Source organism: Corynebacterium aquatimens (genome assembly GCF_030408395.1).
GTDB lineage: Bacteria > Actinomycetota > Actinomycetes > Mycobacteriales > Mycobacteriaceae > Corynebacterium > Corynebacterium aquatimens.
This window is the reverse complement of record NZ_CP046980.1, coordinates 1,883,344-1,909,215: the sequence shown is the minus strand read 5'-3', so window position 1 is coordinate 1,909,215 and position 25,872 is coordinate 1,883,344. Positions and strand designations below refer to the sequence as shown.

Annotated in this window: 18 protein-coding genes and 1 CRISPR repeat array; of the genes, 8 read left to right on the top strand and 10 right to left on the bottom strand. The window is 62.3% G+C overall.

Features of this window, described 5'->3' with window-relative positions; translation table 11 throughout:
• The first annotated feature begins 4 nt into the window (after window positions 1–4).
• Window positions 5–1,774 (top strand): ABC transporter ATP-binding protein, encoded by a 1,770-nt coding sequence (locus tag CAQUA_RS08655; protein WP_290178207.1) that lies wholly within the window; start codon window positions 5–7, stop codon window positions 1,772–1,774.
• Window positions 1,771–3,555 (top strand): ABC transporter ATP-binding protein, encoded by a 1,785-nt coding sequence (locus CAQUA_RS08650; RefSeq protein ID WP_196825474.1) that lies wholly within the window; start codon window positions 1,771–1,773, stop codon window positions 3,553–3,555. Before CAQUA_RS08655 ends, CAQUA_RS08650 begins: the two co-directional genes overlap by 4 nt.
• A gap of 5 nt (window positions 3,556–3,560) precedes the next feature.
• Here the strand turns inward: CAQUA_RS08650 and CAQUA_RS08645 are convergent, their stop codons facing one another.
• The 5 genes from CAQUA_RS08645 to CAQUA_RS08625 all read right to left on the bottom strand — a co-directional run bounded on the left by CAQUA_RS08645 (window position 3,561) and on the right by CAQUA_RS08625 (window position 5,995).
• Window positions 3,561–4,250: an SLAC1 family transporter gene (locus CAQUA_RS08645; RefSeq protein ID WP_231375621.1), complete on the bottom strand. Its 690-nt coding sequence runs from the start codon at window positions 4,248–4,250 to the stop codon at window positions 3,561–3,563.
• A gap of 3 nt (window positions 4,251–4,253) precedes the next feature.
• A complete protein-coding gene (locus CAQUA_RS08640) occupies window positions 4,254–4,445 on the bottom strand; it encodes a hypothetical protein (protein ID WP_231375623.1) in 192 nt (63 codons plus the stop codon).
• A 105-nt stretch (window positions 4,446–4,550) separates the two neighbouring features.
• On the bottom strand, window positions 4,551–5,141 hold the full coding sequence (locus CAQUA_RS08635) for an anti-sigma factor (RefSeq protein WP_196825475.1): 591 nt from the start codon (window positions 5,139–5,141) through the stop codon (window positions 4,551–4,553).
• A complete protein-coding gene (locus CAQUA_RS08630) occupies window positions 5,141–5,716 on the bottom strand; it encodes a sigma-70 family RNA polymerase sigma factor (protein WP_196825476.1) in 576 nt (191 codons plus the stop codon). The genes CAQUA_RS08635 and CAQUA_RS08630 overlap by 1 nt, the downstream gene beginning before the upstream one ends.
• 3 nt (window positions 5,717–5,719) lie before the next feature.
• Window positions 5,720–5,995: a hypothetical protein gene (locus tag CAQUA_RS08625; protein ID WP_231375628.1), complete on the bottom strand. Its 276-nt coding sequence runs from the start codon at window positions 5,993–5,995 to the stop codon at window positions 5,720–5,722.
• A 158-nt stretch (window positions 5,996–6,153) separates the two neighbouring features.
• Between CAQUA_RS08625 and CAQUA_RS08620 the strand changes: the two genes are divergently transcribed.
• On the top strand, window positions 6,154–7,800 hold the full coding sequence (locus CAQUA_RS08620) for a cytochrome c biogenesis protein CcdA (protein WP_196825477.1): 1,647 nt from the start codon (window positions 6,154–6,156) through the stop codon (window positions 7,798–7,800).
• A 100-nt stretch (window positions 7,801–7,900) separates the two neighbouring features.
• Window positions 7,901–8,905, top strand: a complete 1,005-nt coding sequence (locus tag CAQUA_RS08615) for an LLM class oxidoreductase (RefSeq protein WP_196825478.1) — start codon at window positions 7,901–7,903, stop codon at window positions 8,903–8,905.
• A 429-nt stretch (window positions 8,906–9,334) separates the two neighbouring features.
• Here the strand turns inward: CAQUA_RS08615 and CAQUA_RS08610 are convergent, their stop codons facing one another.
• The 3 genes from CAQUA_RS08610 to CAQUA_RS08600 form a co-directional block, all read right to left on the bottom strand.
• Window positions 9,335–11,491 carry an alkaline phosphatase D family protein gene (locus CAQUA_RS08610; protein WP_231375629.1) on the bottom strand — a complete coding sequence of 719 codons (2,157 nt, stop codon included), beginning with the start codon at window positions 11,489–11,491 and terminating at the stop codon, window positions 9,335–9,337.
• A gap of 113 nt (window positions 11,492–11,604) precedes the next feature.
• On the bottom strand, window positions 11,605–12,360 hold the full coding sequence (locus CAQUA_RS08605) for a hypothetical protein (RefSeq protein ID WP_196825479.1): 756 nt from the start codon (window positions 12,358–12,360) through the stop codon (window positions 11,605–11,607).
• Window positions 12,361–12,481: 121 nt separating this feature from the next.
• Window positions 12,482–13,657 (bottom strand): aminotransferase class V-fold PLP-dependent enzyme, encoded by a 1,176-nt coding sequence (locus tag CAQUA_RS08600; protein WP_196825480.1) that lies wholly within the window; start codon window positions 13,655–13,657, stop codon window positions 12,482–12,484.
• A gap of 153 nt (window positions 13,658–13,810) precedes the next feature.
• On the opposite strand from CAQUA_RS08600, the gene CAQUA_RS08595 reads away from it, so the two are divergent.
• Entirely contained in the window at window positions 13,811–13,996 is a 186-nt protein-coding gene (locus CAQUA_RS08595) for a glycerol dehydrogenase (protein WP_196825481.1), read from the top strand.
• 108 nt (window positions 13,997–14,104) lie between these two features.
• Entirely contained in the window at window positions 14,105–14,920 is an 816-nt protein-coding gene (locus CAQUA_RS08590) for a S1 family peptidase (protein ID WP_290178200.1), read from the top strand.
• Between the two features lie 44 nt (window positions 14,921–14,964).
• On the opposite strand, the gene hisN is transcribed toward CAQUA_RS08590, so the two are convergent.
• Both hisN and CAQUA_RS08580 read right to left on the bottom strand, forming a co-directional pair.
• Window positions 14,965–15,747, bottom strand: a complete 783-nt coding sequence (gene hisN, locus CAQUA_RS08585; RefSeq protein ID WP_196825482.1) for a histidinol-phosphatase — start codon at window positions 15,745–15,747, stop codon at window positions 14,965–14,967.
• Window positions 15,748–15,819: 72 nt separating this feature from the next.
• Window positions 15,820–16,668 (bottom strand): inositol monophosphatase family protein, encoded by an 849-nt coding sequence (locus tag CAQUA_RS08580; protein ID WP_196825483.1) that lies wholly within the window; start codon window positions 16,666–16,668, stop codon window positions 15,820–15,822.
• Window positions 16,669–16,723: 55 nt separating this feature from the next.
• Here CAQUA_RS08580 and prfB point away from each other — a divergent pair, with 55 nt between their 5' ends.
• Both prfB and cas3 read left to right on the top strand, forming a co-directional pair.
• A complete protein-coding gene (gene prfB, locus CAQUA_RS08575) occupies window positions 16,724–17,827 on the top strand; it encodes a peptide chain release factor 2 (RefSeq protein WP_196825484.1) in 1,104 nt (367 codons plus the stop codon).
• A 311-nt stretch (window positions 17,828–18,138) separates the two neighbouring features.
• A CRISPR array of direct repeats spans window positions 18,139–22,806; the repeat unit is 28 nt; unit sequence GGCTCATCCCCGCATGCGCGGGGAGCAC.
• A gap of 264 nt (window positions 22,807–23,070) precedes the next feature.
• Window positions 23,071–25,872, top strand: a complete 2,802-nt coding sequence (gene cas3, locus CAQUA_RS08570) for a CRISPR-associated helicase Cas3' (protein ID WP_231375631.1) — start codon at window positions 23,071–23,073, stop codon at window positions 25,870–25,872.

Genomic DNA, 25,872 nt, shown 5'->3' with positions numbered 1-25,872 from the left:
CGCCGTGGACGGGACCGTAGGCCCGTGGTCGCTGCTCGCCCCGATTCGGACCCGGATGCGTGCGGTGGTCGCGTTATCCGTCCTGTCGTCGGTGGCTACCGTCGCTTCGCTGGTCGGCATCATCGACATCGCGATGACGTACCCGGAGGCCCCGGAGCATCGGACGTGGTTGGCCGTGGTTGTCATCGTCGTCGCCGCGACGGTGCGCATGGCTGCGGACGGCGCCGCCGGCATGCTCTCGCACCGGGCGGATAACGACCTGCAGCTCCACCTCCGGCGCCGGCTGGTCGCCCAAATCCGGAAGTTGCCGCTGGGCTGGCTGGACGCCCGGCGCTCGTCGGGAATCATCGAGTCGGTTGAGAAGGACGTCGCGGCTGTCCACCAGCTCATGGGCCACACCGTCGGTGAGACCGTGGTGGCGGTGCTGGTTCCCCTGCTTTCCCTCATCGCGCTCGTCGCGGTGGATTGGCGGATCGCGGCGGTGGCGGTCGTCCCGGTGCTGGTCACCTTCGCCCTGATGGGCGTGATGATTTCGCGCGGAGCCGGTCTTCAGCGCGACTACGAGCGAGCCTCCGAAGGAGTGACGGCTGCGGTCATCGAGTTGGTGCGCGGTATCCCGGTGATGAAGTCCTTCGGACGCGCCAGCCAGGGCGCGGGTCGCTACGATGCCGCGGCGTTGTCGTTCGTCCGCGCGTGGTCCGCCTGGTCCCGGCAGTCGAACATCTATCTCGGGCTCATCGACGTGGTGACGTCCCCGACCACAGTCCTCGCAGTGGTGTGCGGGGCCGGCCTCGCACTGAGGGACGCCGCGGGCGGCATACCGGAGGGTCTCGTCGCCGGGCTGGTTCTCAGCCTTGGACTCTCCGCGGCGATCGTGCGGGTGGCCATGAACTCCGAACCCATCATCGCGGGGATCGCCGCTCTGAAGTCCATCGCGGAGGTGCTGAGCACGCCGCCGATCGCCGAGCCCGCCGATCCGGTGCCCGCGCGCGGAGGCGCGCTCGAGGTCCGGAACCTGGTCTTCTCCTACGGCGATGGGCCGCGGGTCCTCGACGGGATGTGCGCGACGTTCGAACCAGGGACCCTCACTGCGCTGGTGGGGTCCTCCGGTTCCGGAAAGTCCACCGTCGCCCGGCTGTTGGCGCGTTTCCACGACCCCGTTGAAGGCTCGGTGCTACTGGGCGGCGTCGATCTTCGCGACATCGCCGTGCGCGACGTGCACCGCTCGGTGTCGGTGGTGTTCCAAGATCCACAGTTGTTCACGCTGCCGTTGCGGGAAAACATCCGGCTGGCCAGGAGAGACGCCACCGACGACGAAATCATGGCGGCCGCGAAGCTCGCGAACCTCGATGCGGTCATCGCGGCGCTGCCGAAGCGCCTGGATTCGGTGGTCAACGTCGACGTGACCTTTTCCGGTGGTGAGGCGCAGCGCGTGGCCATCGCGAGGTCGATCGTCACGGACGCGCCGGTGCTCATCTTCGACGAGGCAACCGCTTACGCGGATCCGGCTTCCGAGGCCCTCATCCAGTCCGCAATCGAGCGTTTGGCCCGTTCGCGGACGGTGATTGTGATCGCGCACAGGTTGAGCACGATCCGCAACGCCGACCGCATCCTCGTTCTCGATGGGGGAGCGGTCGCGGAGGCGGGTACCCACGACGAGTTGCTTGCGCGCGGTGGCCGCTACCGGGATTTGTGGCGCGCGTTCGTGCTCGACGACGAACCATCCGCCCCGCGGGGCACTGAATCAGACGATGAAAAGGCGGCAAACCGATGATCCGGGACTTGTGGTCGATGACGGATCGGCACTCGAAGATGACGCTGGTGTGGCTCATTGCGTTGGCCACGCTTGCCGCGCTGGCCCAGGGAGCGGCGTTCGTCGCGCTGCTGCCGCTGCTGTCGGCTCTGGCCGAGGGAGATGATGCGACGGCGTGGCGTTTCACCGGCGTCATCGCCGGCCTCGCGGCCGCCCATGCGGTGCTGTCCCTCGCCGCGGGGACAGTTGGCAGGGCGAATTCCGCAGCGGTGCTGTCGTCCCTGCTGCGTTCCCTGGGCGAACGCGTGCTGACGTTGCCACTCGGGTACGTCACCAAGTCCACGGCCGGCCGCTTTTCGGAGATGGCGTCGTCGGGTATCGCGTTCGCGGCGTCCGTGCCGCACGTGATCCTGCGGCCCGTCATCGCCGCGGTGGTTACGCCGACCGTCATCGCCTTCGGAATTCTGGCGGTGGATTGGCGCGTCGGTTTGGTTCTTGTCGCGTCAGCGCCGGTGCTCTTCTTCGCCTACCGGGCCATTGGCCGGGTCGGCGGGGAGTCGGACGAAGCGCATGCTGAGGCCGTCGCTGCCGTCTCCGGCAGGCTGATCGAGTTCACCCGCGGCCAGCAGGCGATTCGCGCCGCGGGCGACGGTTCGGCGGCGGACGCGATGGTGGATGAGGCTATCCAGGCCCAACACGATGCGTTCGCGAAGGCGACGTCGACGCAGGGGGCAGCCATCGGACGGTTGGGTTCGATCGTCCATGCGGTGTTCACGGCGGCGGTGATCGTCGCCGTGGCAGTCGCCGCGACGGGCGGGATGGCGCCGGCGCATTTGGCGCCGATACTCATCGTGCTCGTCCAGTTCACCGGACCGATCACCACGGCGGGAGCGTTGTCCGGCGGTTTCGGTGCGGGCCGCAACACGTTAGCTGCGTTGCGTGACCTGCGGGCAATCCCCGCCCTTCCTGAACCTGCCGCACCGGAGCTGCCCGACGGGCATGACGTGGAGTTCCGCGGCGTGAGCTTCGGGTACGGGGATAAGAAGGTTCTCGACGACGTCAGCTTCCGTGCACCTCAGGGAGCGCTGGTTGCCGTAGTGGGACCGTCGGGAGCGGGCAAGACGACGGTCATGCGGCTGCTGTCGCGTTTTCATGATCCGGACTCGGGGGAGATCCTCATCGGCGGGGTGCCCTTGCCTCGGATCGGCACCGACGGCGTGAACTCGCTGGTGACCCCGGTGTTCCAGGAGACGTTCCTTTTCGACGCGTCCGTGCGGGACAACGTGGTCTTCGCCGACCCCGGATTCGGTTCCAGGCCCGGTGACGGGGACCGCTTGCGCGAGGCCGCCCGGCGATCCGGGGTGGACCGCATCGTGGAGCTGCTGCCTTCCGGGTGGGATAACCCGGTGGGGGAGGAGGGGACGCTGCTGTCGGGAGGCGAGCGGCAGCGCCTCGCCATCGCCCGGGCGCTTCTGAAGGATTCCCCGGTGGTGCTTCTCGACGAGCCGACGTCCTCGCTGGATGCGGCCACTGAGCGGGCGATCGTCGGCACGATGGAAGCGTTGCGCGGCGATCACACCGTGATCGTCGTCGCCCATCGCCTGCACACCGTCCGCGATGCCGACCTCATCGTCGTGCTTTCGGAGGACGGGACGGTCGCAGAACGGGGCACGCACGATGAATTGCTGGCGAAGGGCGGCCGCTATGCCGAGTCGTGGGCGTGCCGGACGGGGAGTTCCCCGGGATCCAGATCCAGCTCGTCGTGGACCACCACGACGACGGCATCGGAGAAGCGCGGATAGCTAGTTCATCTCGCACCAGATTGGCTTAGTTCCCAGGAGCCAAAGCGCACCGCGCAGACACCCCAGTGGAGGAGCAAGAGCACGAGGAGCGCCAAGGAAAGTGCGTGCCAGCCTTCGTCCCAAGCACCCAAGCACAGAGTGCCCACGGGGAAGGTAGAGCCCCACCAACCAGGGCCGTAGGGCGCCCAGTGGAGGACAGCCTCGTAGAAGCAGTACATGGCATAGAGGACCCACGGTACGGCGAGGGTGAACATGATGAGGCCGTACAGGTGAGTGTCGAAAAGCAATGTCGATGCTGCCGTCGACTGGCCGACAACACCGAGGGGAATCCACGCTGTACCCGCGGCTGCGCCACGTGGGCGCGTGCGGGACCAGTAGCAGTAGAGGAAGAGCGGGATCGCGGTGAAGAACGTGAGGAAGAAGCACAGCTCACCCGCGTAGTGATAAAACTCGCCGTGATGGGTGGCCAGCTGCCCGGCGGATGTCGCGGCGACCATCGGGGACACCAGCGCCAAGCCCCACGGGAACGCAGGCTCGGTGTAGTGAGCGGACTGCTTCCACAAACCCCAGAGTTGCCACAAGCACACGATGATGGCCAGTGGCGCGCCGATCCACCAGCTGATCAGCTGGAACGCATCGTTGCCCGTGAGTGCCGTCCACGCCGAGCCGCACGCGAGCAGCCCCATCGCGTACATGCCTCACGCCGCCATGTTCTGGCGCCGCGGCGGCTCATTGCGCACGCCGACCGTGAACACAACAAGGAGCCCCGCCGCGATGAGCGCAAAAACGACCTGGGCTACATGAAATCCATGTAACCCAGTCAAACTCGACGCAATCGAGGTTCCCATTAAAGCGCCGGCCCAAGCGGGACCGAACTTTGGCAACGTCATAGGACTAACGCTAGGCCTGCCACCTCGTCTCATCCACTTTGGGTCGGGGCTTTGTGGTTTTTAGGACGCGAATGGCCTGAAGCGCGCCAAGGGACGGAACTGGGACTAGAGCGTCACGTTGGCCAGCACCGCGCCGGTGGGTTGCGCCGCGCCGGCGGCGACTTCCTCGGTTACGAGGACTGAAGCAGTTCCACCGGGCAGCGGCATCCACACGTCGTCATGGGGTTCTTGGCCGATGACTCCAGCCGATTCCACGGCGCCGTCATCCATGACCGCCCACACTTGTGCCCCCATGCCGTCGTCGAGAGCTGGCTGGCCGTTGACCATGGCGCCGCCCTTGCCCATGTCAGAGCTGATCACGATGTCGAGGCTCGCGCCCATCGCGTCGGCCTGACCTTGACGCGCGTCGTCGGCCTCCATGATTGCGTGCATTTCGTCGACGCCCTGGGCTGTCACGGATTCGCGTGACTCGTCCACAGTGAATTGGGTGACCGCGAACCCGCCACCGGCGATGAGCACAACGGCGGCTGCTGCGGCGGCTGTGAGACGTCGCCCGAAGCGGTTCTTCCGCGCGGTATCGAAGTCAGCGACCTGGTCGGTGGCGTCGATACGCTCCATGATGGAGCGTTTGAGCTCCGGTGGCGGGGTGACCGGCGTGGCCGCGGAATTGAAGAGGTCCTCGATATCTTTATCCATCACAGGCCTCCTTTCAACGACACGGCCTTGCGAAGCTTTTGCAACCCGTCGCGTACCCGGGTTTTGGCTGTTCCGAGAGCGACGCCAGTGGCATCGGCGATTTCTTGGTGGGTGAGTTCCCCGAAATACGCGAGCATGAGCGCACTTCGATGGGGCTCTCCGATTGAATCAATGAGTTCTTGCAGCTCCTCAGACTCTAGTCGCTGTTGAGCTTCGTCCTCAGCGGCAGCGACCCACGTGGTCAGTTGACTGTTGAAATCGTCGGTGTCGCGGGCTTGGGAGCTGCGCCAGCTCCGCAGCCGATCGATGGCTCGCGATTTGGCGAGCCGCAGTACCCATGACTTGGCGCTGCCGCGGTGTGGGTCGAAGGTGTGGGCTCTCTGCCATACCTCCACGAAGACTTCTTGGGTGACCTCTTCCGCTTGGGCCCGGTCACGCAAGATGTGGGTGGTGAGACCTAGAACCTGTGGGGCCAGAACGTCGTAAAGCTCGGCGAAGGCGACTTTATCGCCCGCGCGCACACTTTCTAAGAGACGGTCAGGATCCACAGAATCTAAATCTAACACCTGGGTCATGCGCTACTTGGATTCCATCATTTTGTCTTCGCTCATCATGGCATCGGAGGACGGTGCCATGGAATCGCTCATCATGGCATCGGAGGACGGTGCCATGGAATCGCTCATCATGGCATCGGAGGACGGTGCCATGGATTCGCTCATCATCGCTTCGGAAGAAGGTGTCATGGAGCCGTCCATCTTGTCCTCCATCTTCTCCTCGGAGTTGTTGCATGCGATGAGGCCGGTCGCGGCGATGACGATGGCGCTGGCGCTGGCGATTGCGCGGTTGATAGACATAGTGTCTCCTTCACTTTTTCGGTTCGCAGGCGCAGTGTTTCTGGCCCGTCACTGAGTACTACGGAGCCGGGGGCTGATGTGGATTGGACCAATCCGGTGCGGGCGCTCACTCCGTAGTGCTGGGTGTAGGAAAGGCAACCGGAAAGTAGAGGAAACTCATGATCAGCGTGATTCTTGTCGGATTCATCGGAGGTGTGATCACAGCATTGTCGCCGTGCATTTTGCCGGTGTTGCCGGTGGTGCTGGGTGTCAGCGTCGGGCGTAAACCGTCGCACGTGGTGGCAGGGTTGGTCGTGAGCTTTGCCGCGATCGCGCTGCTGGGTACGTTGCTGCTTAGTGCGCTGCATTTGCCGCAGTCGGTGTTGCGCTGGGCGGGCGTGGTGTTGCTGGCATGGGTGGGGCTGGGAATGATTTTCCCGCCGGTGGGGGAGGTGTTGCAGAAGCCCTTTGACGCGCTTCCGCGCCCCACGGCATTGCAGGAGAAAACGCGCGGCAAGGGCGGTTTTCTCATCGGTCTGGCCCTTGGCGCGGTGTACGTTCCGTGCGCGGGCCCGGTGCTTGCAGCGGTGACGGTGGCGGGCTCGACTGGGCAGATCGGCTGGAACACGGTGGTGCTCACTGTCGCGTTCGCGATTGGGTCCGCGCTGCCGCTGTTCGTGTTCGCCCTGGCGGGCAACAAGATCGGTGACAAGGTAGACGCGGTGCAGAGCCACCGTAAGGCCATCGGCGTGCTCATCCTGGTCTTCACTGTGGCGTTGGCTCTCGACGCGCCGGCGGCGATCCAGCGTGCGCTGCCGAATTGGACGTCGTCGCTGTCGAACCGTTTTGAGAATTCGGACTTGGCCAATGACGCTCTCAGCAAGGTCGGCCCAACTGGGAGCGGTTCACTGCAGTCGTGTCGCCGCGCCGACCCCGCGCAGCTGCAGGATTGTGGCCCGGCACCGGAATTCGCGGGGCTGACGAACTGGATCAACGCCGACCAGCCGCCGAGCCCGCAGGACGGTGGTGTCATGCTCGTTGATTTCTGGGCGTACGCCTGCATCAACTGTCAGCGTGCGGGGGAGCACATCACCAAGCTTTACGACACTTATCGCGATTCCGGCCTCACCGTCGTCGGCGTCCATTCCCCTGAATACGCTTTCGAGCACGACCTGGACAATGTCCGCAACGCCGTAGAAAAGGAAGGTATCCACTACCCGGTGGCGCAGGACAATGACTTCGCTACGTGGAGGAATTTCAACAACCGCTACTGGCCAGCTCGCTACCTGGTGGACAAGCACGGCAACGTCCGGCAGATCGTGGAAGGGGAGGGAAGCTACGCCGAGACAGAAAAGCTCGTGCGTGAATTGCTTATCGACGCCAACCCCGACGTCGATCTCCCCGAACCGGTCGAAGGCGGCGAAGCAGCAGGCGGTACAAAGGGCCGCAACCCGGAAACTTATCTCGGCACTGCGCGCGCCGAGTACACCAAGCAGCCCGGTTACACCGACGGCGAGCACGACTTCGGTGAACCGGCCGCCCCGGAGCGCGGCATGTTCACTCTGAACGGGATGTGGATTCTCGAGGAGGAATCGGTGCAGACCACCAGTGGAGGACACCTGGACATCAACGTCTTCGCCAAGTGGGTCCAGCTCGTGGTTTCGGGTGAAGGCGAGATCGAGGTCGAGTATCCGGACGGTGCGATAAAGTCGTTCCCGGTCACAGATGGAACCCTCGACCTTGTGAAAGGCGACACGCCCACCGAGGGAGTGTTGCGCATCCGGCCCACGGCAGGCGTGAAACTGTATTCGTTGACCTTCGGCTAGGCAGAGACGATCTGACTTTTATGGCGAGCATCGGGGCTGTCAGCTTCAACGGGCAGTAGGCATTCGCGAGTCTTTACTCCCTATGGCCTAGGGTGTGGTCATGAGCCAATCCTCCTTACTCGATCGTTCGGATGCGCCGTACTGGTCGCTGCCTGGGTTTAAGGGTGCGTTCCGTGAGGGCGAGCTCACGTTAGGTTTGACGTTGCCTGTAGAAGAGGATGCGGAGGAGAACCCTAAGGACAGCCTGGATAACCAGGTGCGGTTGATCCAGAAAGCCGAAGCCGGCGGGTTCGCCGCAGTCTGGGTGAGGGACATCCCACTGCGGGTGGAAACGTTCGGGGACGTGGGTCAGGTCTATGACCCGTGGATGTACCTGTCGTATCTGTCATCAGTTACATCAACCATTGCGTTGGGAACCGCGGCGATCGTCGTACCACTCGCGCACCCGCTGCTCTTGGCAAAAAGAGCAGCGACGCTTGATCGGCTCAGCGGTGGTCGGTTCCTGATGGGAGTCGCAACGGGTGATCGGCCGGAAGAGTTTCCTGCTTTCGGAATCGACAAAGGCGAAAGAGATGAGATCTTCCGGGAAAACATTGCGGTGTACCGCAAGGCCACTACGACAACATATGAGCCCATCAAGTGGTCCGGCGGGAAGATGGGCGGATCAGATGTAGTACCCACACCCCAGGCGACGGAGGTGCCTTTGCTGGCTACCGGGTCGTGTTTGCAAACGATGGAGTGGCGCGCTGAGCACACGCATGGGTGGTTGATGTACCACAAGGGGCTAGAGGTGCAGCGCCAGAACGTCCGCAATTGGCGCACAGTTGTGTCTGACTGGGCGGACCGCACCGGGGTGATTGGCACGCCAGCGGCGTTTAAGCCCTTCGCGGAATCGCTGTGGCTGGATATTCACCCTGATCCGGACGCGCCAGCATCCGGCGGCAACTTCGGGTACCGGTTAGGGCGCAACGCACTCATTGAACTTCTGCGCTCCCAGCGGGAGGTTGGAATTAACCACGTCATGGTGAACTTCCGCACCTCCACCCGCCCGGCGGAAGAGCAATTGGATGAACTGATTTCTCACGTCATCCCAGCCCTTGACTAGCCCTAGACAAGCCCTAGACAAGCCCGAACCCAGCGCCTATACCCGCACCGAACCCAGCGTCACGGCCGAGCAAAGTTGGCCCGGAACGTTCGGGAGGGTGAGCAAAGTTGGCCCGGAGCTTGAAAATGAGCCTGAAAACGGCAATTTTGGGCGTTCCCGGCCAACTTTCCTTCGGGAGCCGTGAGCCGGGAGCCGCAGGCAGGGGCGAAGTTGGCCCGGAGCGTTCGGGGGTGAGCAAAATTGGTCCGGAGCGTTTGGGGGTGAGCAAAGTTGGCCCGGAGCTTGAAAATGAGCCTGAAAACGGCAATTTTGGGCGTTCCCGGCCAACTTTCCTTCGGGAGCCGTGAGCCGGGAGCCGTGAGCCGGGAGCCGGGAGCCGCGGGCCGGCTGGCGCGCCAGTGGGCTGGCGCGGGCTGGCTATGGTTAGGGCTAGCGCGGCTGGAGGACGGCGTCGGGGGCGGGTTCGGAGGTGCGGGTGCCCACGGTCGCTTGCACGGGCAGGCCGTGGAGGGTGACGGCATCCATTTGGTGCGGGTAGCGGGGGACCTCGTGGGAGGTGTCCTCCTTGGCCCAGGCGATCATCTGGTGGGCAAGGACATCGCGGGAGTTGGGGTCGAACTTGTTCTGGAACCAGTACTCAAAGGTCGCCGATTCACGGGTGTAGTGGATCAGGCCGTAGCCGTGATCGGCCCATTCGAAGTATTGGACTGGGAAGTTCAGCCCCATGAGAGCCTGTTCCGCGGCGCGCGTTGCGGCGATCACGGCAGGGGACCCAACGCGCAGCAGACCGCCGATCTGATCGTCGGCGCCGCCGCGTCCCATGGAGGTCGGGGCGAATTCAACGCCGGCTGAGAACCAGCGGTTGTTCTTGCCCTTCCGGTTGCCCGTGGTGGTGCGCACCGCGCCAGCATTGAGGTTGCCGGGTTGCGCGCCAGGGCGCTGGTTAACCCCCATAACGCCGGAGACGTAGGGGTTGGACATGGCGGAGGCGCTGAGCAGGTCCGCGCCCAGGGAACCGTGGGCGTCACCGGAGATCATCACGGTGTTGCTGATGTTCGCCCGCAGGTAGTCCACCAGAAGCTTCTTCTCAGCTGGGTACTTCACCCAGCGGGACAGGCCGAATTTGATCAGTTCGCTACCCGGAGAGCCCTCAACAATATCCGGGATGTCCACCGCGGTGAAGAAGGTTTGCTGCGCGATGGTCTTCCACACCACGCCGGTGTCTTGAGCATTCTGGAGGTTGTCGATCAGGTAGTTGTACTGCGTCGTGCCCATCAACGACGGTTTGCCCGCCGGCAGGTGGTCGGTGCGGGGTTTGTGCAATTCACCGCGCACGTCGTCGTATTTCGGGATGCCCTGTTGCGCATCCAGGCCGATCACGCTGACCAGGTCGCCGTAGTCGACGCGGCGGTAGACCAGCGAGGGGTCTTCCGGCACGGGGTATGACCCGTCGTCGATAAGCAGCCAGCGCCCCGAACCGTCGGCGAGGACGGGGCGCGAAGGCGTCCACTCCCAGAACGCGCGCATCGTGTCCATCAACGTGCAGGTGTGCGGGATCGCCACGTCAGGGATGGTCAGCTCGTTTCCATCGAAAGGATCGATGTCGTGGTTGTCCCACAGAATCGTCCACGGGTGCTGTTGGTGGCAGCGCACCCAGTTCGCGTCCGAGTGGTGCAATGCGTAACGACGCCGCACTTCATCCAGGTTCTTCCAGTCGCGGTTGTCCGGGTGGTCCAGCCGGTTCGCGCCAGCGCCGGCACGGAAGCGCACCATCTCATCCTTGTCAATGAAGTCGTAGATGTAATCACCCAAGTGCACGACTAGGTCAACATCGTTGCGCTTAGCCAAGTGGCCAAGTCCGCCCCAGTAGGCGGACCAGTAGGACGAGCAGGACAAAACAGCCATGCGGACCTGGTCAACGCCGTGTCCGGCCGCGGTACGGGTGCGGCCCACCATTGACCTCGTGCCCTCATGCGTGAATTGGTAGTAGTAGGTGGTGCCGGGCTCAAGACCGGTGACATCCACTTTGATGGTCCAGTCATGCTGAGCAAGCGCGCGCTGTGAGCCTTGCTTGACGACGGAAGACATGCCAGGATCCGTTGCCACCTTCCACGTGATCTCCGGTTCTTCACCGGGCATGTTCGCGCCGGGTGTGCCGTTGGGGTCACGCTGGGCAAGGGTGACGCGGGTCCAAATGATCACTCGATCGGTCAATGGATCGCCGGAGGCTACACCATGAGCAAAGGGAAGTTCCGCGCACATGGGGTAATCGTCCACCGGCACGATTCCGGTGCCGCCGGATTGGGTGGGTGTGTTATCAACCTTGCCGCCGTGTGGGTCGTTGCTGGACCCGCCCTCCATGGGTGTAAACAGGGGGCGCGACGATCCGACCGAGGACCCCACCTGGGCGCCAGCGAAGGCGTGGGAGGACATTCCCAAACCGATTACTCCCGCTGCGGTTCCGGCGCCGCGAAGAAAAGTCCGGCGGCCAACGGATGACCCGGCGCGCTTGGAAGCCTGCGGTGCTGGCACAGCGCTGTGATCAGCGGGGGAGAAGTGGGTATTCAGTTCCTGGTTACGCTCCATAAGTAGGGAAAGGTACAGGTCCAGGATTGCCGTTATGTGACCGTTACATTACTAACAGGGAAAATTTATGGCGGGTCCAGCCAAGGACCCGCCATTCTTCAAGGTTTTTGTGCTTATGCGTAGGGGTTACCCGAAGAGCGGTTGTCCCCGCCGGCGTTCGGGTTAAAGCCGTCACCGTAGTTCGGCGCACCGAATGGGTTGCCATTGGGCGCGCCGTAGGTTCCGTAGTTTCCGTTGCCGTAGTTGCCGTAGTCGGGTGCCTGCGCTTGTTCCCCACCGTAGTTCGGTGTCTGCGCTGGGTCCTGCATGTACGGTGCGCCCGCGGCTGGGTAGCCCGGCATCTGGTTGTTCTGGTACGCCGCCTTGTCCTTGTCGCGGCTGCGGCCGATCAGCCACAGGACAAGACCGATGATGGTGGTGAAGAAGGTCAGGAATGCCAGCAGCAGGAAGATTCCGAATCCACCTGCGGTGGTCACGCTCACTGGGAAGCCGATCTTCACGTCGCCCTTGTCCTCACAGTAGACCTCGTACTCACCGGCGTCCTTGGTCATGAAACCATCAAAGTTCGACCACGTCGTGTCATTGATTGTCACCGTCGTGGTGGAGCTTGGTGCGCCCTGGAGATCCACCGTGTTGCCGTTCGGGTCCGTGATCTCACACGTGCCAGCGTCACGGGCCTCGTGTGCGAACAGCTGGTAGACGCTGTTGGCCTCCAGGTTCACCGAACCCTCACCGTTTGCCACGATCGGGCTCTTTTCTTCATCCGTGATTGCTTTGCCCATGTTCGTTCCAAACACGGCGGTTGCAATGACGCTAAGGACGAATAAAACACCGCTGACGATCATGATGATCTTGCCGGCTTTTGCCATGACGTGCTCCTAGTTTTAGTTCGTAAGTTTCTAGCCGCTTCGCCGAAACTTTAGTTTGAGTGACAAAATTCACCACAACTATAGCGTGGATCACCCTGTGGCGAGCGGCACGTGCGTTCTATTAGACAGCGATCTGCGCAACGGCTTTTTCAAGCCGCTCAACTGCCGCATCTACGTCAGCCCACTTGTCTAGGCCGAACAGACCCAGGCGGAAGGTAGCAAACGTGTCCGGCTCGCCCACCTGAAGCGGAACACCAGCCGCGATTTGGAGACCCTGCTCCTTGAACGCAGAGCCGTTAGCCAGCTCCGCTGTCGGGGCGTGCATGACAACGATCGAGGAGGCTTCGAAGCCCTCGGCTGCAACGGAGTGGAAGCCCTTATCAGCCAACACCTTGCGCACGCGGGTACCCAGCTCGACCTGGCGCTCGGTGAGTTTCTCCAAACCGAAATCCACCGCGAGTTTGGCCAGCTGCAGGTTGTGCTCAATGGCGTCCGTCGGCATAGTCGCGTGATACGCGGCAGTGCCGCTGACGTACCCCTCTGCAATCGCGGTCCACTTTGCTAGGTCAAGGGCAAAGCTGTCCGACGTCGTGGAGTCGAGGCGCGTGCGCGCTTCCTCCGAGAACAAGACGTAGCCCGTCGACGGGGATCCGGACCAGCCCTTTTGCGGAGCGGTGATCACAATGTCAACGCCTAGGTCTTCCATGTTTGCCCATTTGGTGCCAGATGCTACGCAGTCCAAGACGAACAACCCGCCACCGTCGTGGGTAGCCTGGGCGAGTTCTGCGATGTAGTCGAAGGGAAGCTCAAGACCAGCTGCTGTTTCCACGTGCGCTGCAAACACGATGTCCGCGCCGTGTTCCCGGATCGCTGCCGTTGCTTCGTCGATACGCGGCGGTGCGTAGGGTGCCGTGGGCTCAGAGCTGGTGGGGGACGCGGAAAGGACGGTGACCTTCTCCGATGCGTCAGACGCATCAAAGATCTGGCTCCAACGGAAGGAGAAGTTGCCCGTGCGGATAACCACGGCCTTCGCGTCGCGCGCGAACTGGCGGACGACGGATTCCATGGCGTACGTTCCGCCGCCGGGGACCAGCGCCATGGAGTGAGCGTGGTAGACGCCCTTCAAAATGGACTGGAGCTCTTGCATAACGGAGATAAAACGCGCCGACATGTGGTTCAGCGAACGATCGCTGAACACCGCGGAGTATTCCAAAAGACCATCGGGATCAACGGAGGCAAGCGGAAGAGTCTGGCCGGCAGTAGGGGGCTTCAAAGCATCATCGGAAAAGTCAGTCATGTGATCCACGCTACTGTAGGGGTGAGACGCTTAACCATTTGAGAGACGAAACGCGCAAAAGCATTCGTAAGGGCGTTCACAAACGCGTTCACAAACGCTTTCACAAACGCTTTCACAAACGGATGCATGAAACTTTAACGGAAGGAAACCCGCGTGAATTGGGTAGTAGGAATCGCAGGAGCCGTCATCGGCGCGCTAATCACCAGCTACATCTTGGGCATGATCGGGGTGACCGGAATCCTGTACACCGTGCTGGTCTTGGTCGGTTCGGCTGCATGTTCATCGCTGGCGGGAACCATCTACATCAAGATGAAGAACGACCGGAGCTCAGGCTTTTAAACCGGGTTTTAAATAAAGGCCACGCGCGGCGCACTTTTTTATCAGCGATGTGGCACTCTAAGACCCATGTTTGGGTTCGCTAAAAAATCTCGACGCACAGCATCGGCCGTGTGCACCTTAGCCGCGGCAACGATGATGACGGGGGCAGTGGTTTCAGCCCCCGCCGCTCAGGCGCAGAATGATCCCTACTACAAGTGGCGGACCGACCCGATTTCTAAAACCATGGCTGGCAAGCCTGCCGCGCCGGGTGTGTTGCACCGCGTGCCGGGGTCGTGGTTCGACGCCAATCGCGTCCCGGACCACGTCGCACACGCTGCCGCCCGCGGCCGTGCGGTCTATGGGCCCGGCGCCCCGATTTTGGTGGGCAACGGGCTGTGCACGGTGACCGTCGCCGGTACGGACGCTGCCGGGCGAAAAGTGGCCATTACCGCGGCGCACTGCGGGGGAGTCGGCGCGCCAGTGGTGTTGGCGGACGCCCGCCAACTCGGCCGCACCGGCACGGTGGCCTACCGCAATGAGGCCTTGGATTACGCGGTGATCGTGCTTGGCCGCAACGCGGATATCACCAACAATTACAACGGCCACGCCATCCGCGGCGTTGCTGCGCCACCGCCTCCCGGAGCGCGCATGTGTAAAAACGGTTTTGCCTCCGGGTTCACCTGCGGCAACGCCTGGTTCAACCGCGGGGTTGAAACCATCAGCCAGGTCTGCGCAATGGGCGGGGACTCTGGCGCGCCGCTGTTCGTTGGTGACCGCCTCGTTGGAATGATCAACGGCGGGATTCTTCCCCCGTTGCTCAACCTGCAGTGCATGACCCCGCTCCAAGGCGGTTTCCACGCACCCACCGCAACGGTGCAGTTTGGCCCCGTCCTGGCGGACCTCAACTCCCAGCGGGTCCCGGGAAGCGGCTTCCGCTTTGCTTAGAGCTGCGTTCGCAGCTCTAAGCAAAGAAAAAGAGGATTTTGTAGCTACCGCAGCCGCTCCAGGACTGCGTCGTGCAGGATCCCGTTGGTTGCCACCGCGTCGCCTCCGTGGGGGCCGTCCTCACCGCTGAGTGAGGAAAAACGGCCGCCAGCTTCTGTGACCAGGACACTCAGGGCGGCAAGGTCCCACAAGGACACTTCCGGTTCGGCAGCGATGTCCACTGAGCCCTCTGCGACGAGGCAGTAAGAGAGGAAATCGCCGTAGCCGCGCAGGCGCCACACGTCGTCGGTGAGGCCGATCAGGTTCTCGCGCAGTCCGCGGTCACGCCAGCCGGACAGCGATGAGATGGATAGGGAAGCATCACTGAGCTCAGCTACGTCAGACACACCAATCTTGCGCACGCCTTCACCTTTGAAGGTGCGCCATGCGCTGGAGCCCTCGGAGGCGTACCAGCGCCGCGCCAGTGCCGGTGCGGAAACAACGCCCACTACCGGCCGGCCTTCATCAAGAAGCGAAATGAGGCTCGCCCAGATTGGCACGCCACGGACGTAGTTCTTGGTGCCATCGATCGGGTCGATCACCCATTGGCGGCCGCCGAATTCCACGTCGCCGCCGAATTCCTCACCCAAAATCGCGTCCGCGGGCCGCGCAACCTCAATCTTGGCGCGCAGTGCCTGCTCGGTCGCGGTATCCGCGTCAGAGACGGGGGTGTCATCCTCTTTGGATTCCACCTGCAGGTCCGCTGCCTCAAAACGCTCCAGCGTAATGGCGTCAGCGATGTCCGCGAGTTCAAGTGCTAGCGCAAGGTCGTCAGAGTAGTTCGACATGTTCTTCAGGCTACCCACTTCAGAAGCGGGATGCGCCTGGATGTAAAAGCCTGGGTGTAAAAGCTGCGCGGTCTAGTCGGTGGCCCGCAGCGCGTCGGCCACTTCGCGCACGAGCTGGCTGTTACCGGCCACGGACCAGGTCACGCCGCCCGCGTCGGCCTTGATCGCCCGGCCGCCAACGGCCTCCACCAGAGCCTTGCCGGGAAGCCAGTCCCAGGCCGGCACGGAGTGCTGAAGCCACCCGCCAATCCCACCGTGGGCCACGATGGATAAGTCCACGGACCCTGCGCCAAACATGCGCACGGACGCGGATTTGCTGGAAGCCCGCATCCACGCGTCACGTAGCTCCTCTTTCATCATCACCCGCGGGTGCAAGTAGGTGGCCAACGCCACTGCGTGAAGCGGCGTGGGTTCAAGCTGGGGGAGGGGCTGTCCGTTGCGGGTGGCCACGCCCTCACTGGCCAGCCACGTCGTGCCCAGCACCGGGCGGTGGACGGCGCCCACGAGGACCTGGTTCGGCTCGTCTGTCGCAGCCACGGCGTCCGGCTCGCCGTCCACGAGAGCCACAGCAGAGCAGAAGTAGTCACTGCCGGAGGCGAAGTTGTACGTGCCATCGACGGGGTCAATCACCCAAAAGCGCCCGCTTGTCGACGCCTTGTTGGCACCTTCTTCGCCCATCAACCCGTCGTCGGGGCGGAGTGCTTCCAACGCCCCGGCGACGAATTCCTCCGCCGCGCGATCGGCATCAGTCACCACATCAGAAATGGATGTCTTCTGATCCGTGGTCAGTCCTTCGTCGCGCATGCGTAGCGCCATGGCGCCCGCGGTTTCAACGAGCGCCGCCGCTAGTTCGGCATCAGTATCGTGAGCGTGGTCGCGAGTAAAGGTGGCCAGGAGGGCTGAGCGATCGTCGTAAAGCATGCGCCCCATTATGGTGAAGCAGGCGAAATTGTGCCGTGCACTAGACTGCGCACGTATGAATCCCGAAACTTCCGGCCGCATCCAGTCCCTTGACTCCACGCTGACCACGATTGAAAAGGTCATGGGGCTCGATGATCTGGCGGAGCAAGTGCGGGAGCTTGAAGCCCAGGCCGCCGACCCCTCGCTGTGGGATGATCCAGAGCACGCGCAAAGCGTGACGACGAAACTATCCAACGTTCAGGCCCGCCTCAAAAAGGTGACTGGCCTGCGCCAACGTTTAGAAGACCTTCCCGTCATGTTTGAACTGGCCGCCGAATCGGGCGATGCCGATGATGCCGCGATGGCGGACGAGGAACTCGATGAACTAGCCGCGCAGATCTCTTCGCTGGAAGTGACAACCATGCTCTCCGGCGAATACGACCAGCGTGAGGCAGTGGTGAACATCCGCTCTGGCGCCGGTGGTGTGGATGCCGCCGACTGGGCGGAAATGCTGATGCGCATGTACGTGCGCTGGGCCGAAAAGAATGGCCACAAGGTGGACATCTACGACATTTCCTACGCCGAGGAAGCCGGGATCAAGTCCGCCACGTTCGTTGTTCACGGCGAATACCTCTACGGCCAGCTCTCCGTGGAACAGGGCGCCCACCGCCTCGTGCGCATCTCTCCTTTTGACAACCAGGCACGCCGCCAGACCTCCTTCGCCGAAGTGGAAGTCCTCCCCGTGGTGGAACAAACCGACCACATCGATATCCCCGATAGTGAAATCCGCGTGGATGTGTACCGCTCCTCCGGCCCGGGTGGGCAGTCCGTGAACACCACCGACTCCGCCGTGCGCATCACGCACATCCCCACCGGCATCGTTGTGACCTGCCAAAACGAAAAATCGCAGATCCAAAACAAAGCCTCCGCGCTCAACGTCTTGCAATCCAAGCTTCTGGAAAAGAAGCGCCAAGAAGAAAAGGCCGAGCTCGACGCCCTAGGCGCTGGCGGCAACGCCAGCTGGGGCAACCAAATGCGCTCCTACGTCTTGCACCCCTACCAAATGGTCAAGGACCTACGCACCAACTACGAAGTCGGCGACCCCCAAAAAGTCCTCGACGGCGACATCGATGGCTTCCTTGAGGCCGGCATCCGCTGGCGCATGGCCGAGCAAAGCTAGCCCGCCCGGTCCTGGGTCCAGCCCACGCAGACCCACGCCAGCCTTCCCCGGCACGCCCCGACCCGGCTTCTAGCCCCTCCGCGGCCCCTCCCGGGGTGCGATCCTGACGATCCTTACACTGTTGATGCCTCATCAAAAAATTGACCTGGGGAAATGGGTTTCTAGGGCCACCCAGTTGTCAGCGTCGTCAGGATGCGGCGGTGAAGGCGGCGGGGGGCCAAAAGGTTGAGAACTCCGATGGGCGTTCATTGGAGCTTATTCCCTCATGCGTCGGGGTATTTTTCTAGAAAAGCTATGACTGTTTTTAGGTCGGCTCATCCCCGTATGTGCGGGGGGCACTGTCAAGATTCTTTACATGGTCTGTGCTGGCGGGGCTCATCCCCGCATGCGCGGGGAGCACTCGCCGCACCCGCACCACCTCGAGCCGGTCGTAGGCTCATCCCCGCATGCGCGGGGAGCACGTCGATTTGAGTCATGCGACGTACCTCCGTGGGGGCTCATCCCCGCATGCGCGGGGAGCACGCGATCGGTGCGATGAAGAGCGGGTTTAGTGCAGGCTCATCCCCGCATGCGCGGGGAGCACCAGCGCGACCGGGTGAACTGGATGATTGACAACGGCTCATCCCCGCATGCGCGGGGAGCACATCCGACGCATCGGAAAAACTGTCACTCTGAAAGGCTCATCCCCGCATGCGCGGGGAGCACAAGTAGGCCTGGGCGGATGCTACTTCGGGTTTGGGCTCATCCCCGCATGCGCGGGAAGCACGCTGAGCTGGCGGTGGGGCATACGCGGGAGTCGGGCTCATCCCCGCATGCGCGGGGAGCACATCACTACAGCGTTCGGCAACGGCTCCGGGTACGGCTCATCCCCGCATGCGCGGGGAGCACGACGAGACGACGCGGCCGACGGTCTCCTTGAAGGGCTCATCCCCGCATGCGCGGGGAGCACTTCCCTGATCACTTCCGGTAGGTAGACGTGGTGGGCTCATCCCCGCATGCGCGGGGAGCACTCGGTTCGTTTGGTCCACCAGCTTTTCGGTCTCGGCTCATCCCCGCATGCGCGGGGAGCACAGCTGGGCCGATTCGCGCCCTGCACCGCCCGTGGGCTCATCCCCGCATGCGCGGGGAGCACGTGGCTTATGCGAGTTTCTGCCAGTGCCCGGTGGGCTCATCCCCGCATGCGCGGGGAGCACAGCCAGCAATGTAGTTCGCGTGGATGTCGGACGGGCTCATCCCCGCATGCGCGGGGAGCACTGCGGAGAAAGAGCTGCAGAAAGCATTCCCACAGGCTCATCCCCGCATGCGCGGGGAGCACTACCGCCACGGGGTGGGGTGCTTCTCCAGGTAGGGCTCATCCCCGCATGCGCGGGGAGCACCCAACGGCCCGTTGCATCTCCTCCATCGCCCACGGCTCATCCCCGCATGCGCGGGGAGCACGATGTCGTCGGGGTCAATGCTGCGGCCCTCGAGGGCTCATCCCCGCATGCGCGGGGAGCACTTGAACACTGCCCAGTGGGGGCAGCAAGGAAAGGGCTCATCCCCGCATGCGCGGGGAGCACTTCGGGTCGTGCTGGAACTTTTCCTCCGCGTACGGCTCATCCCCGCATGCGCGGGGAGCACTCATCTTCCTCCAACCACGGCGTGATTGTTGGGGGCTCATCCCCGCATGCGCGGGGAGCACCGACAGTTCCTCCTGCATTTCCACCCTCATAAGGGCTCATCCCCGCATGCGCGGGGAGCACCCGGACCCAAATCCGCTTACCCCCATGTCGCCGGGCTCATCCCCGCATGCGCGGGGAGCACGCGCGGACGTCGTCCGGTGTCATCTGTGCATCGGGCTCATCCCCGCATGCGCGGGGAGCACTTTATGTTCAAAAGAACAGACCCACCTGAATACGGCTCATCCCCGCATGCGCGGGGAGCACACGCGGACGTCGTCCGGTGTCATCTGTGCATCGGGCTCATCCCCGCATGCGCGGGGAGCACTTTATGTTCAAAAGAACAGACCCACCTGAATACGGCTCATCCCCGCATGCGCGGGGAGCACGAACCGTAATTTCGCGCTACGTGTCCTGGATGCGGCTCATCCCCGCATGCGCGGGGAGCACCAGCCGGGCAGGCTCAAGACGCACCAGGATGTCGGCTCATCCCCGCATGCGCGGGGAGCACTTTCCTTTCTCTATGCTGCGCTACCAGGGAGTGGGCTCATCCCCGCATGCGCGGGGAGCACCTGCGGATAAACCAGGGCTGTTTGGCTAGTGCGGGCTCATCCCCGCATGCGCGGGGAGCACCTTCAGCAACCCAACCATCGTGCGGGCGTAGATCGGCTCATCCCCGCATGCGCGGGGAGCACCCAGTACGCCGGGTTCCACCAGTTCTTTCCGATGGGCTCATCCCCGCATGCGCGGGGAGCACACCAACTGCGGGGAGACGAAACCCGTCACCGAGGGCTCATCCCCGCATGCGCGGGGAGCACGTGTAGTTTCTGTGCCGCTAGTAGCACACGCCCGGCTCATCCCCGCATGCGCGGGGAGCACAGCGACTCATTGCGGTGCTTCTCGGTGTCGTACGGCTCATCCCCGCATGCGCGGGGAGCACCTGGCGGGGAATCCGAAGCCTGGTGTGGGAGCGGGCTCATCCCCGCATGCGCGGGGAGCACGATGGCCCCACGATCTTTGTGGGGGTGACTGTGGGCTCATCCCCGCATGCGCGGGGAGCACTGATTCCGCCCATCAGGATTACCATCGTCCCTGGGCTCATCCCCGCATGCGCGGGGAGCACCTTTCAACGTTTCCATACTGTGTTCTCCATTCGGGCTCATCCCCGCATGCGCGGGGAGCACTTGTGCCGGAGGGGGACGAAGCGCCTTTAGAGGGGCTCATCCCCGCATGCGCGGGGAGCACTCGCCGCACCCGCACCACCTCGAGCCGGTCGTAGGCTCATCCCCGCATGCGCGGGGAGCACAGTAAGCATGTCAATTCCTCCCAGTGTGTGTAGGGCTCATCCCCGCATGCGCGGGGAGCACTGCGAGCCAGTCACGGAACCGGCGGGCTGTCGGGGCTCATCCCCGCATGCGCGGGGAGCACGCGGTCTGTGGCCGCTTAGGGGTCAACCGCACGGGCTCATCCCCGCATGCGCGGGGAGCACGTAGACATTCCGTACGTCGTTGATGATGGTGTGGGCTCATCCCCGCATGCGCGGGGAGCACGCTGGATTCGTTTCCCGGTAGTACTCCGCCATGGGCTCATCCCCGCATGCGCGGGGAGCACGGAAGGTGCCACCGGAAGAGCTAACCGTCATCCGGCTCATCCCCGCATGCGCGGGGAGCACGTCGGTGTGCAGGTCCTCGACTGGACTCGCCGGGGCTCATCCCCGCATGCGCGGGGAGCACATGTCCTGCGCCAACGCAAGCTGCTGCGGCGTGGGCTCATCCCCGCATGCGCGGGGAGCACTCATGTTCTGGTTCCTTTCCTGGTGGGGTGGTGGGCTCATCCCCGCATGCGCGGGGAGCACCAATCGGCATGGTGCCGGCCCCCCTCGTACTGGGGCTCATCCCCGCATGCGCGGGGAGCACCCCACTCGACAATCTCAGCTAGACGCATAAGCGGGCTCATCCCCGCATGCGCGGGGAGCACTGAGCGACGCTCAACAGTCGGGAGTTTCATGTGGGCTCATCCCCGCATGCGCGGGGAGCACCTACAGCCACCACGATAGATAGGGCCGCGGCAGGGCTCATCCCCGCATGCGCGGGGAGCACCGGGCCTGCTTGTCGCGGTCTAAATCCTGTCGGGGCTCATCCCCGCATGCGCGGGGAGCACAGCGGCGCGAAGCGAATGAGGCTGTGAGATCTGGGCTCATCCCCGCATGCGCGGGGAGCACATCACGGAAATGCTGTGGGACGCCGAGCAAAAGGGCTCATCCCCGCATGCGCGGGGAGCACTGGCACCAGTGCTTGTTTTTCGGCGCGGGCTTGGGCTCATCCCCGCATGCGCGGGGAGCACCATCTCCATCTCGCCCAGTGGCCCGATAAGCCGGGCTCATCCCCGCATGCGCGGGGAGCACTTTGTCCCTAGAAAAGGAGAACACCCAATGAGAGGCTCATCCCCGCATGCGCGGGGAGCACCACACCTACTGCGCGAAAGTCAACAACGGACAGGGCTCATCCCCGCATGCGCGGGGAGCACCGCCTCGATAGTGCCGTCGCTGCCGTGGCGGGCTGGCTCATCCCCGCATGCGCGGGGAGCACTTGACAAGATCGTCAGCGTTCTTCGCTCCGGACGGCTCATCCCCGCATGCGCGGGGAGCACGACGTGACGAACGTCAAGAACTTCATGGGCATGGGCTCATCCCCGCATGCGCGGGAAGCACACCGACACCCCGGGGTGACGCTAGACAAAACAGGGCTCATCCCCGCATGCGCGGGGAGCACAGTGCGTCATGCTCTTGCCGAAGAACGGCATGAGGCTCATCCCCGCATGCGCGGGGAGCACTACGGCATTGCTGACGGGGCGCAGGCACACGAGGGCTCATCCCCGCATGCGCGGGGAGCACTCGCCGAGGTCGTTCCAGGATGCGCTGGTTTGGGGGCTCATCCCCGCATGCGCGGGGAGCACCGACGGCTCAGGCTGGTCGTCACGATAATCACGGGCTCATCCCCGCATGCGCGGGGAGCACTTTTCCTTTCTTATGCTGCGCTACCTGGGAGTGGGCTCATCCCCGCATGCGCGGGGAGCACACCGACGCGATGAATGCGACCGCCTGCCACAGGGGCTCATCCCCGCATGCGCGGGGAGCACCGGATAAAGGCGTGCTGCTGATCTACGCTGTGGGGCTCATCCCCGCATGCGCGGGGAGCACGCCGCGGCCGAGGCCGCGTTGTCGCGCCCCTCGGGCTCATCCCCGCATGCGCGGGGAGCACTCAGGGGCAGGCTCATATCCAGGGTCGAGCGGGGGCTCATCCCCGCAGGCGCGGGGAGCACCCTGTGTGAGCAGGGATGCAAGCCCTTGAGTGATTGAAACACATTCAAGTTTTAAAACCAATGCTTGGGGTACCCCGCGGGCGCGGGGAGGTGCGTAATGTGCACTTGAGCAACGGCTCATCCTCGCTTCGCGAGGATTCCAATGAGTATAGGACATGCGGATCAGGAAATGCTTCCTGGAAGTTTTAAAAAAGAACTTGCTAAAGTGAAACAAAAAACATATATTTGTCGCTACGTGTAACTCTAGTTTTGTGGGAGAAGTCGATGTCGGGTTTTTGTGATGCAGGGGCAGGAGGCTCTGCCCAGGTATTTGATCTTCAGCTCAAGGATCTTGACGCATGGCTTGATATGAGGAGTCCTCGTCTTAGTTCGCTATGGGCGAAATCTGGTGATGAAACGGGGTATCTGAATCTCCCTCAGCATCTTCTTGACTCGGCATGTGTAGCAGCAGCTGTTTATGAAGCTTGGGTAAGTGACCAGTTGAAGCGAAACTTAGGTGAGCGTCTCGGGTTGGATGAGTCCGAACTGAAACAGCTTTATGTGTGGCTGGCTGGCGTTCATGACATCGGCAAAGGTACCTTGACTTTCCAGCGGCAAGTTGAGAGAAAAGACGGCTACGGGTATCTGGTCACTAATGTAAGTGATGCGGGATTACCTGTGGATATGGGTGTTCTGGAGAGCGAACTGCCTAAAATGCCCCATGGGACGAGTTCGGGGATACTGCTGCAATCATGGCTCGAAGCGAAGGGCATGCCTGTAAAGCTTTCGATGTGGTTAGCTTCGGTCGTTGATGCCCATCACGGTATGGCTACCAGTAACGAACTTCGAACCGAAATTCGTATTGTGTTGTCGGGGTATCCGGAGGAATGGTCTGAGGTCCACAGTGAAGTTCTCGATGCAATGGCGGATCTAGCACGCATAGGTCCGGTCCTGGAGAAACTGAGCGATAGGGATTACTTGATGGCAGGTGATGCTCAGCTACTCACCGGCCTTGTAGTAATTGCGGACTGGATTGCCTCGAACGCTGACTCTTTCCCAATGATGTTAAAAGGGGGCCAGTCGCAGCGGGTAGCGGAGGGGATGGGTGCGACGGACCTCACTGCGCCATGGTCGCCTTTCGTGCCGGATCTCGACACTGACCGGTTATATCAACGATCATTCGCTTGGGGTGATGATCAATCGCCCCGTGAGATTCAGAAAGCAATGGTTGATGTCGTGCGAAATATGGAGCGCCCTTCGCTCGTAATCTTGGAAGCCGAAACTGGGGTAGGTAAGACTGAAGCCGCTCTCGTTGCGGCCCACGTTTTGGGGGCGAAGTTTTCTTCACAAGGCGTCTACTTCGCTGCGCCCACTATGGCTACCGCGAACGGCCTTCTTGATCGCACCGTGTTATGGGCAGGGCATTCCGCTGATACGGGTTCAGTGTCATCGCTCTATCTAGCTCACTCAAAAAACGAACTCGTGGACTCGTATCAGAAGGTTCGCTTTGCGGGGATAAATCCGGAAGAAGGGGGAGAATCGAATGTCGTCGCTAGCAGCTGGATGAGAGGCAGGCGAAAGGGCCTGTTGTCAAACATCGTGGTCGGCACCGTCGACCAGGTTCTTATGCTTGCGCTTCAACAGCGGTACTCCATGCTTAGGCACATTGCGCTTGCCGGCAAGATCATCATTTTTGACGAAGTGCACTCTTATGACACGTACACTTCCGACTACTTAAAAACAGCTTTGGAGTGGCTCGCTTTCTATGGTGTGCCGGTTATTTTGATGTCCGCAACGCTGCCGCCACAGCAACGGGAAGAACTGGTTGAGGCATACACCGGCAACCCTGTTGTGGAACGTTCTCACGCGTATCCGCTTATCACTGTTGCCGATGAATCTGGACTTGAGTACGTAACTCCAGAGGCGTCGCCGACAAACCTCGAAGCGAGGATAGACATTATCGACGATGATGTTGAGAGTTTAACGCGTCAGCTTGAAATACAGCTGGCGGATGGCGGGTGCGCTCTGATTGTGTGCAACACTATTAGCCGCGCGCAAGGGTGCTATCTCGCGGTCAAGGATGTTTATCCTGGGGAAGTCGAACTTCATCACGCAGGTTTTACGTCGAGAGACAGGGTGAAGAAAGAAGACCGTCTTCGTGAAGAGCTCGGGCCCCAAAGCCATCGAGGCGCGGGGCGTCCGTACCGGAAAATCGTCGTTGCTACTCAAGTTGCGGAGCAGAGTCTAGACATTGACGCAGACGTTCTCTTCACTGACCTGGCGCCGATGGACCTACTCATTCAGCGAATCGGGCGTTTGCACCGACATGCCAGGCCCGAAAGTGATAGGCCAGGCACTCTGAGAGATCCAAGAGTCTTCGTGAGAGGAATTCTGGCATTGGATCCACCAGAGATTGAGGGTGGAACGGAGGCAATTTATGACCCGTTAATCGTGCTATCCACACTGGCACATCTGCCAAAGCTTTTCACTCGTCCAGATGATGTTGCGGCATTAGTAGCGGCGGTGTATTCCCCGGACAATCGCCCGCAAGAAGGCTGGGAGGATGTCTGGGCTGAAGCTGAGGTCGAGAGTGAACAGCGTAAGAAGAGAGCGCACGAACGATCGAAAACGTACCGGATGCCCTCGCCTTTTGATGCGAAAACAATGCAAGAATTTTTTGCAGCTCCGTCAGCAGTTGTTTCTGCGCAGGGGAGCGATGAGCGGGGAGCCGCCCAAGTGCGTGATGTCGAGCCAGCCGTGGAAGTCATTCCTGTCATCCGTAGTGGCGACAGCTATGGGCCGGTGGATGGGTCGTGGTCGGTGCACGATGAATTTGACATGCAGCCGTGGCAAGCGAGGTATCTCGCAGCAGGCACGGTGCGTCTACCCGTGCGGATGACACGGAATGATCGAGATTTCGACGACGTGGTGAGCAGACTTGAGCGCGATACCCCTTTGGAGTGGGACAAACATTATTTGCTCAAAGGCGAGCTTGCTTTGGGTCTGGATGAGACGGGCCGCATTCGTATAGGGCGTTTTGAAGTCCGCTACAGCGAGGAACTCGGAATCGAAATCTTGAACGAATAA

Excerpts from the sequence above, each read along its gene's own strand:
- CAQUA_RS08650 (WP_196825474.1), top strand. The coding sequence starts at position 1,771 with ATGATCCGGGACTTGTGGTCGATGACGGATCGGCACTCGAAGATGACG.
- CAQUA_RS08645 (WP_231375621.1), bottom strand. The coding sequence starts at position 4,250 with ATGTACGCGATGGGGCTGCTCGCGTGCGGCTCGGCGTGGACGGCACTC.
- CAQUA_RS08640 (WP_231375623.1), bottom strand. The coding sequence starts at position 4,445 with ATGACGTTGCCAAAGTTCGGTCCCGCTTGGGCCGGCGCTTTAATGGGA.
- CAQUA_RS08635 (WP_196825475.1), bottom strand. The coding sequence starts at position 5,141 with ATGGATAAAGATATCGAGGACCTCTTCAATTCCGCGGCCACGCCGGTC.
- CAQUA_RS08630 (WP_196825476.1), bottom strand. The coding sequence starts at position 5,716 with ATGACCCAGGTGTTAGATTTAGATTCTGTGGATCCTGACCGTCTCTTA.
- CAQUA_RS08625 (WP_231375628.1), bottom strand. The coding sequence starts at position 5,995 with ATGTCTATCAACCGCGCAATCGCCAGCGCCAGCGCCATCGTCATCGCC.
- CAQUA_RS08620 (WP_196825477.1), top strand. The coding sequence starts at position 6,154 with ATGATCAGCGTGATTCTTGTCGGATTCATCGGAGGTGTGATCACAGCA.
- CAQUA_RS08615 (WP_196825478.1), top strand. The coding sequence starts at position 7,901 with ATGAGCCAATCCTCCTTACTCGATCGTTCGGATGCGCCGTACTGGTCG.
- CAQUA_RS08610 (WP_231375629.1), bottom strand. The coding sequence starts at position 11,491 with ATGGAGCGTAACCAGGAACTGAATACCCACTTCTCCCCCGCTGATCAC.
- CAQUA_RS08605 (WP_196825479.1), bottom strand. The coding sequence starts at position 12,360 with ATGGCAAAAGCCGGCAAGATCATCATGATCGTCAGCGGTGTTTTATTC.
- CAQUA_RS08600 (WP_196825480.1), bottom strand. The coding sequence starts at position 13,657 with ATGACTGACTTTTCCGATGATGCTTTGAAGCCCCCTACTGCCGGCCAG.
- hisN (WP_196825482.1), bottom strand. The coding sequence starts at position 15,747 with ATGTCGAACTACTCTGACGACCTTGCGCTAGCACTTGAACTCGCGGAC.
- CAQUA_RS08580 (WP_196825483.1), bottom strand. The coding sequence starts at position 16,668 with ATGCTTTACGACGATCGCTCAGCCCTCCTGGCCACCTTTACTCGCGAC.
- prfB (WP_196825484.1), top strand. The coding sequence starts at position 16,724 with ATGAATCCCGAAACTTCCGGCCGCATCCAGTCCCTTGACTCCACGCTG.
- cas3 (WP_231375631.1), top strand. The coding sequence starts at position 23,071 with ATGTCGGGTTTTTGTGATGCAGGGGCAGGAGGCTCTGCCCAGGTATTT.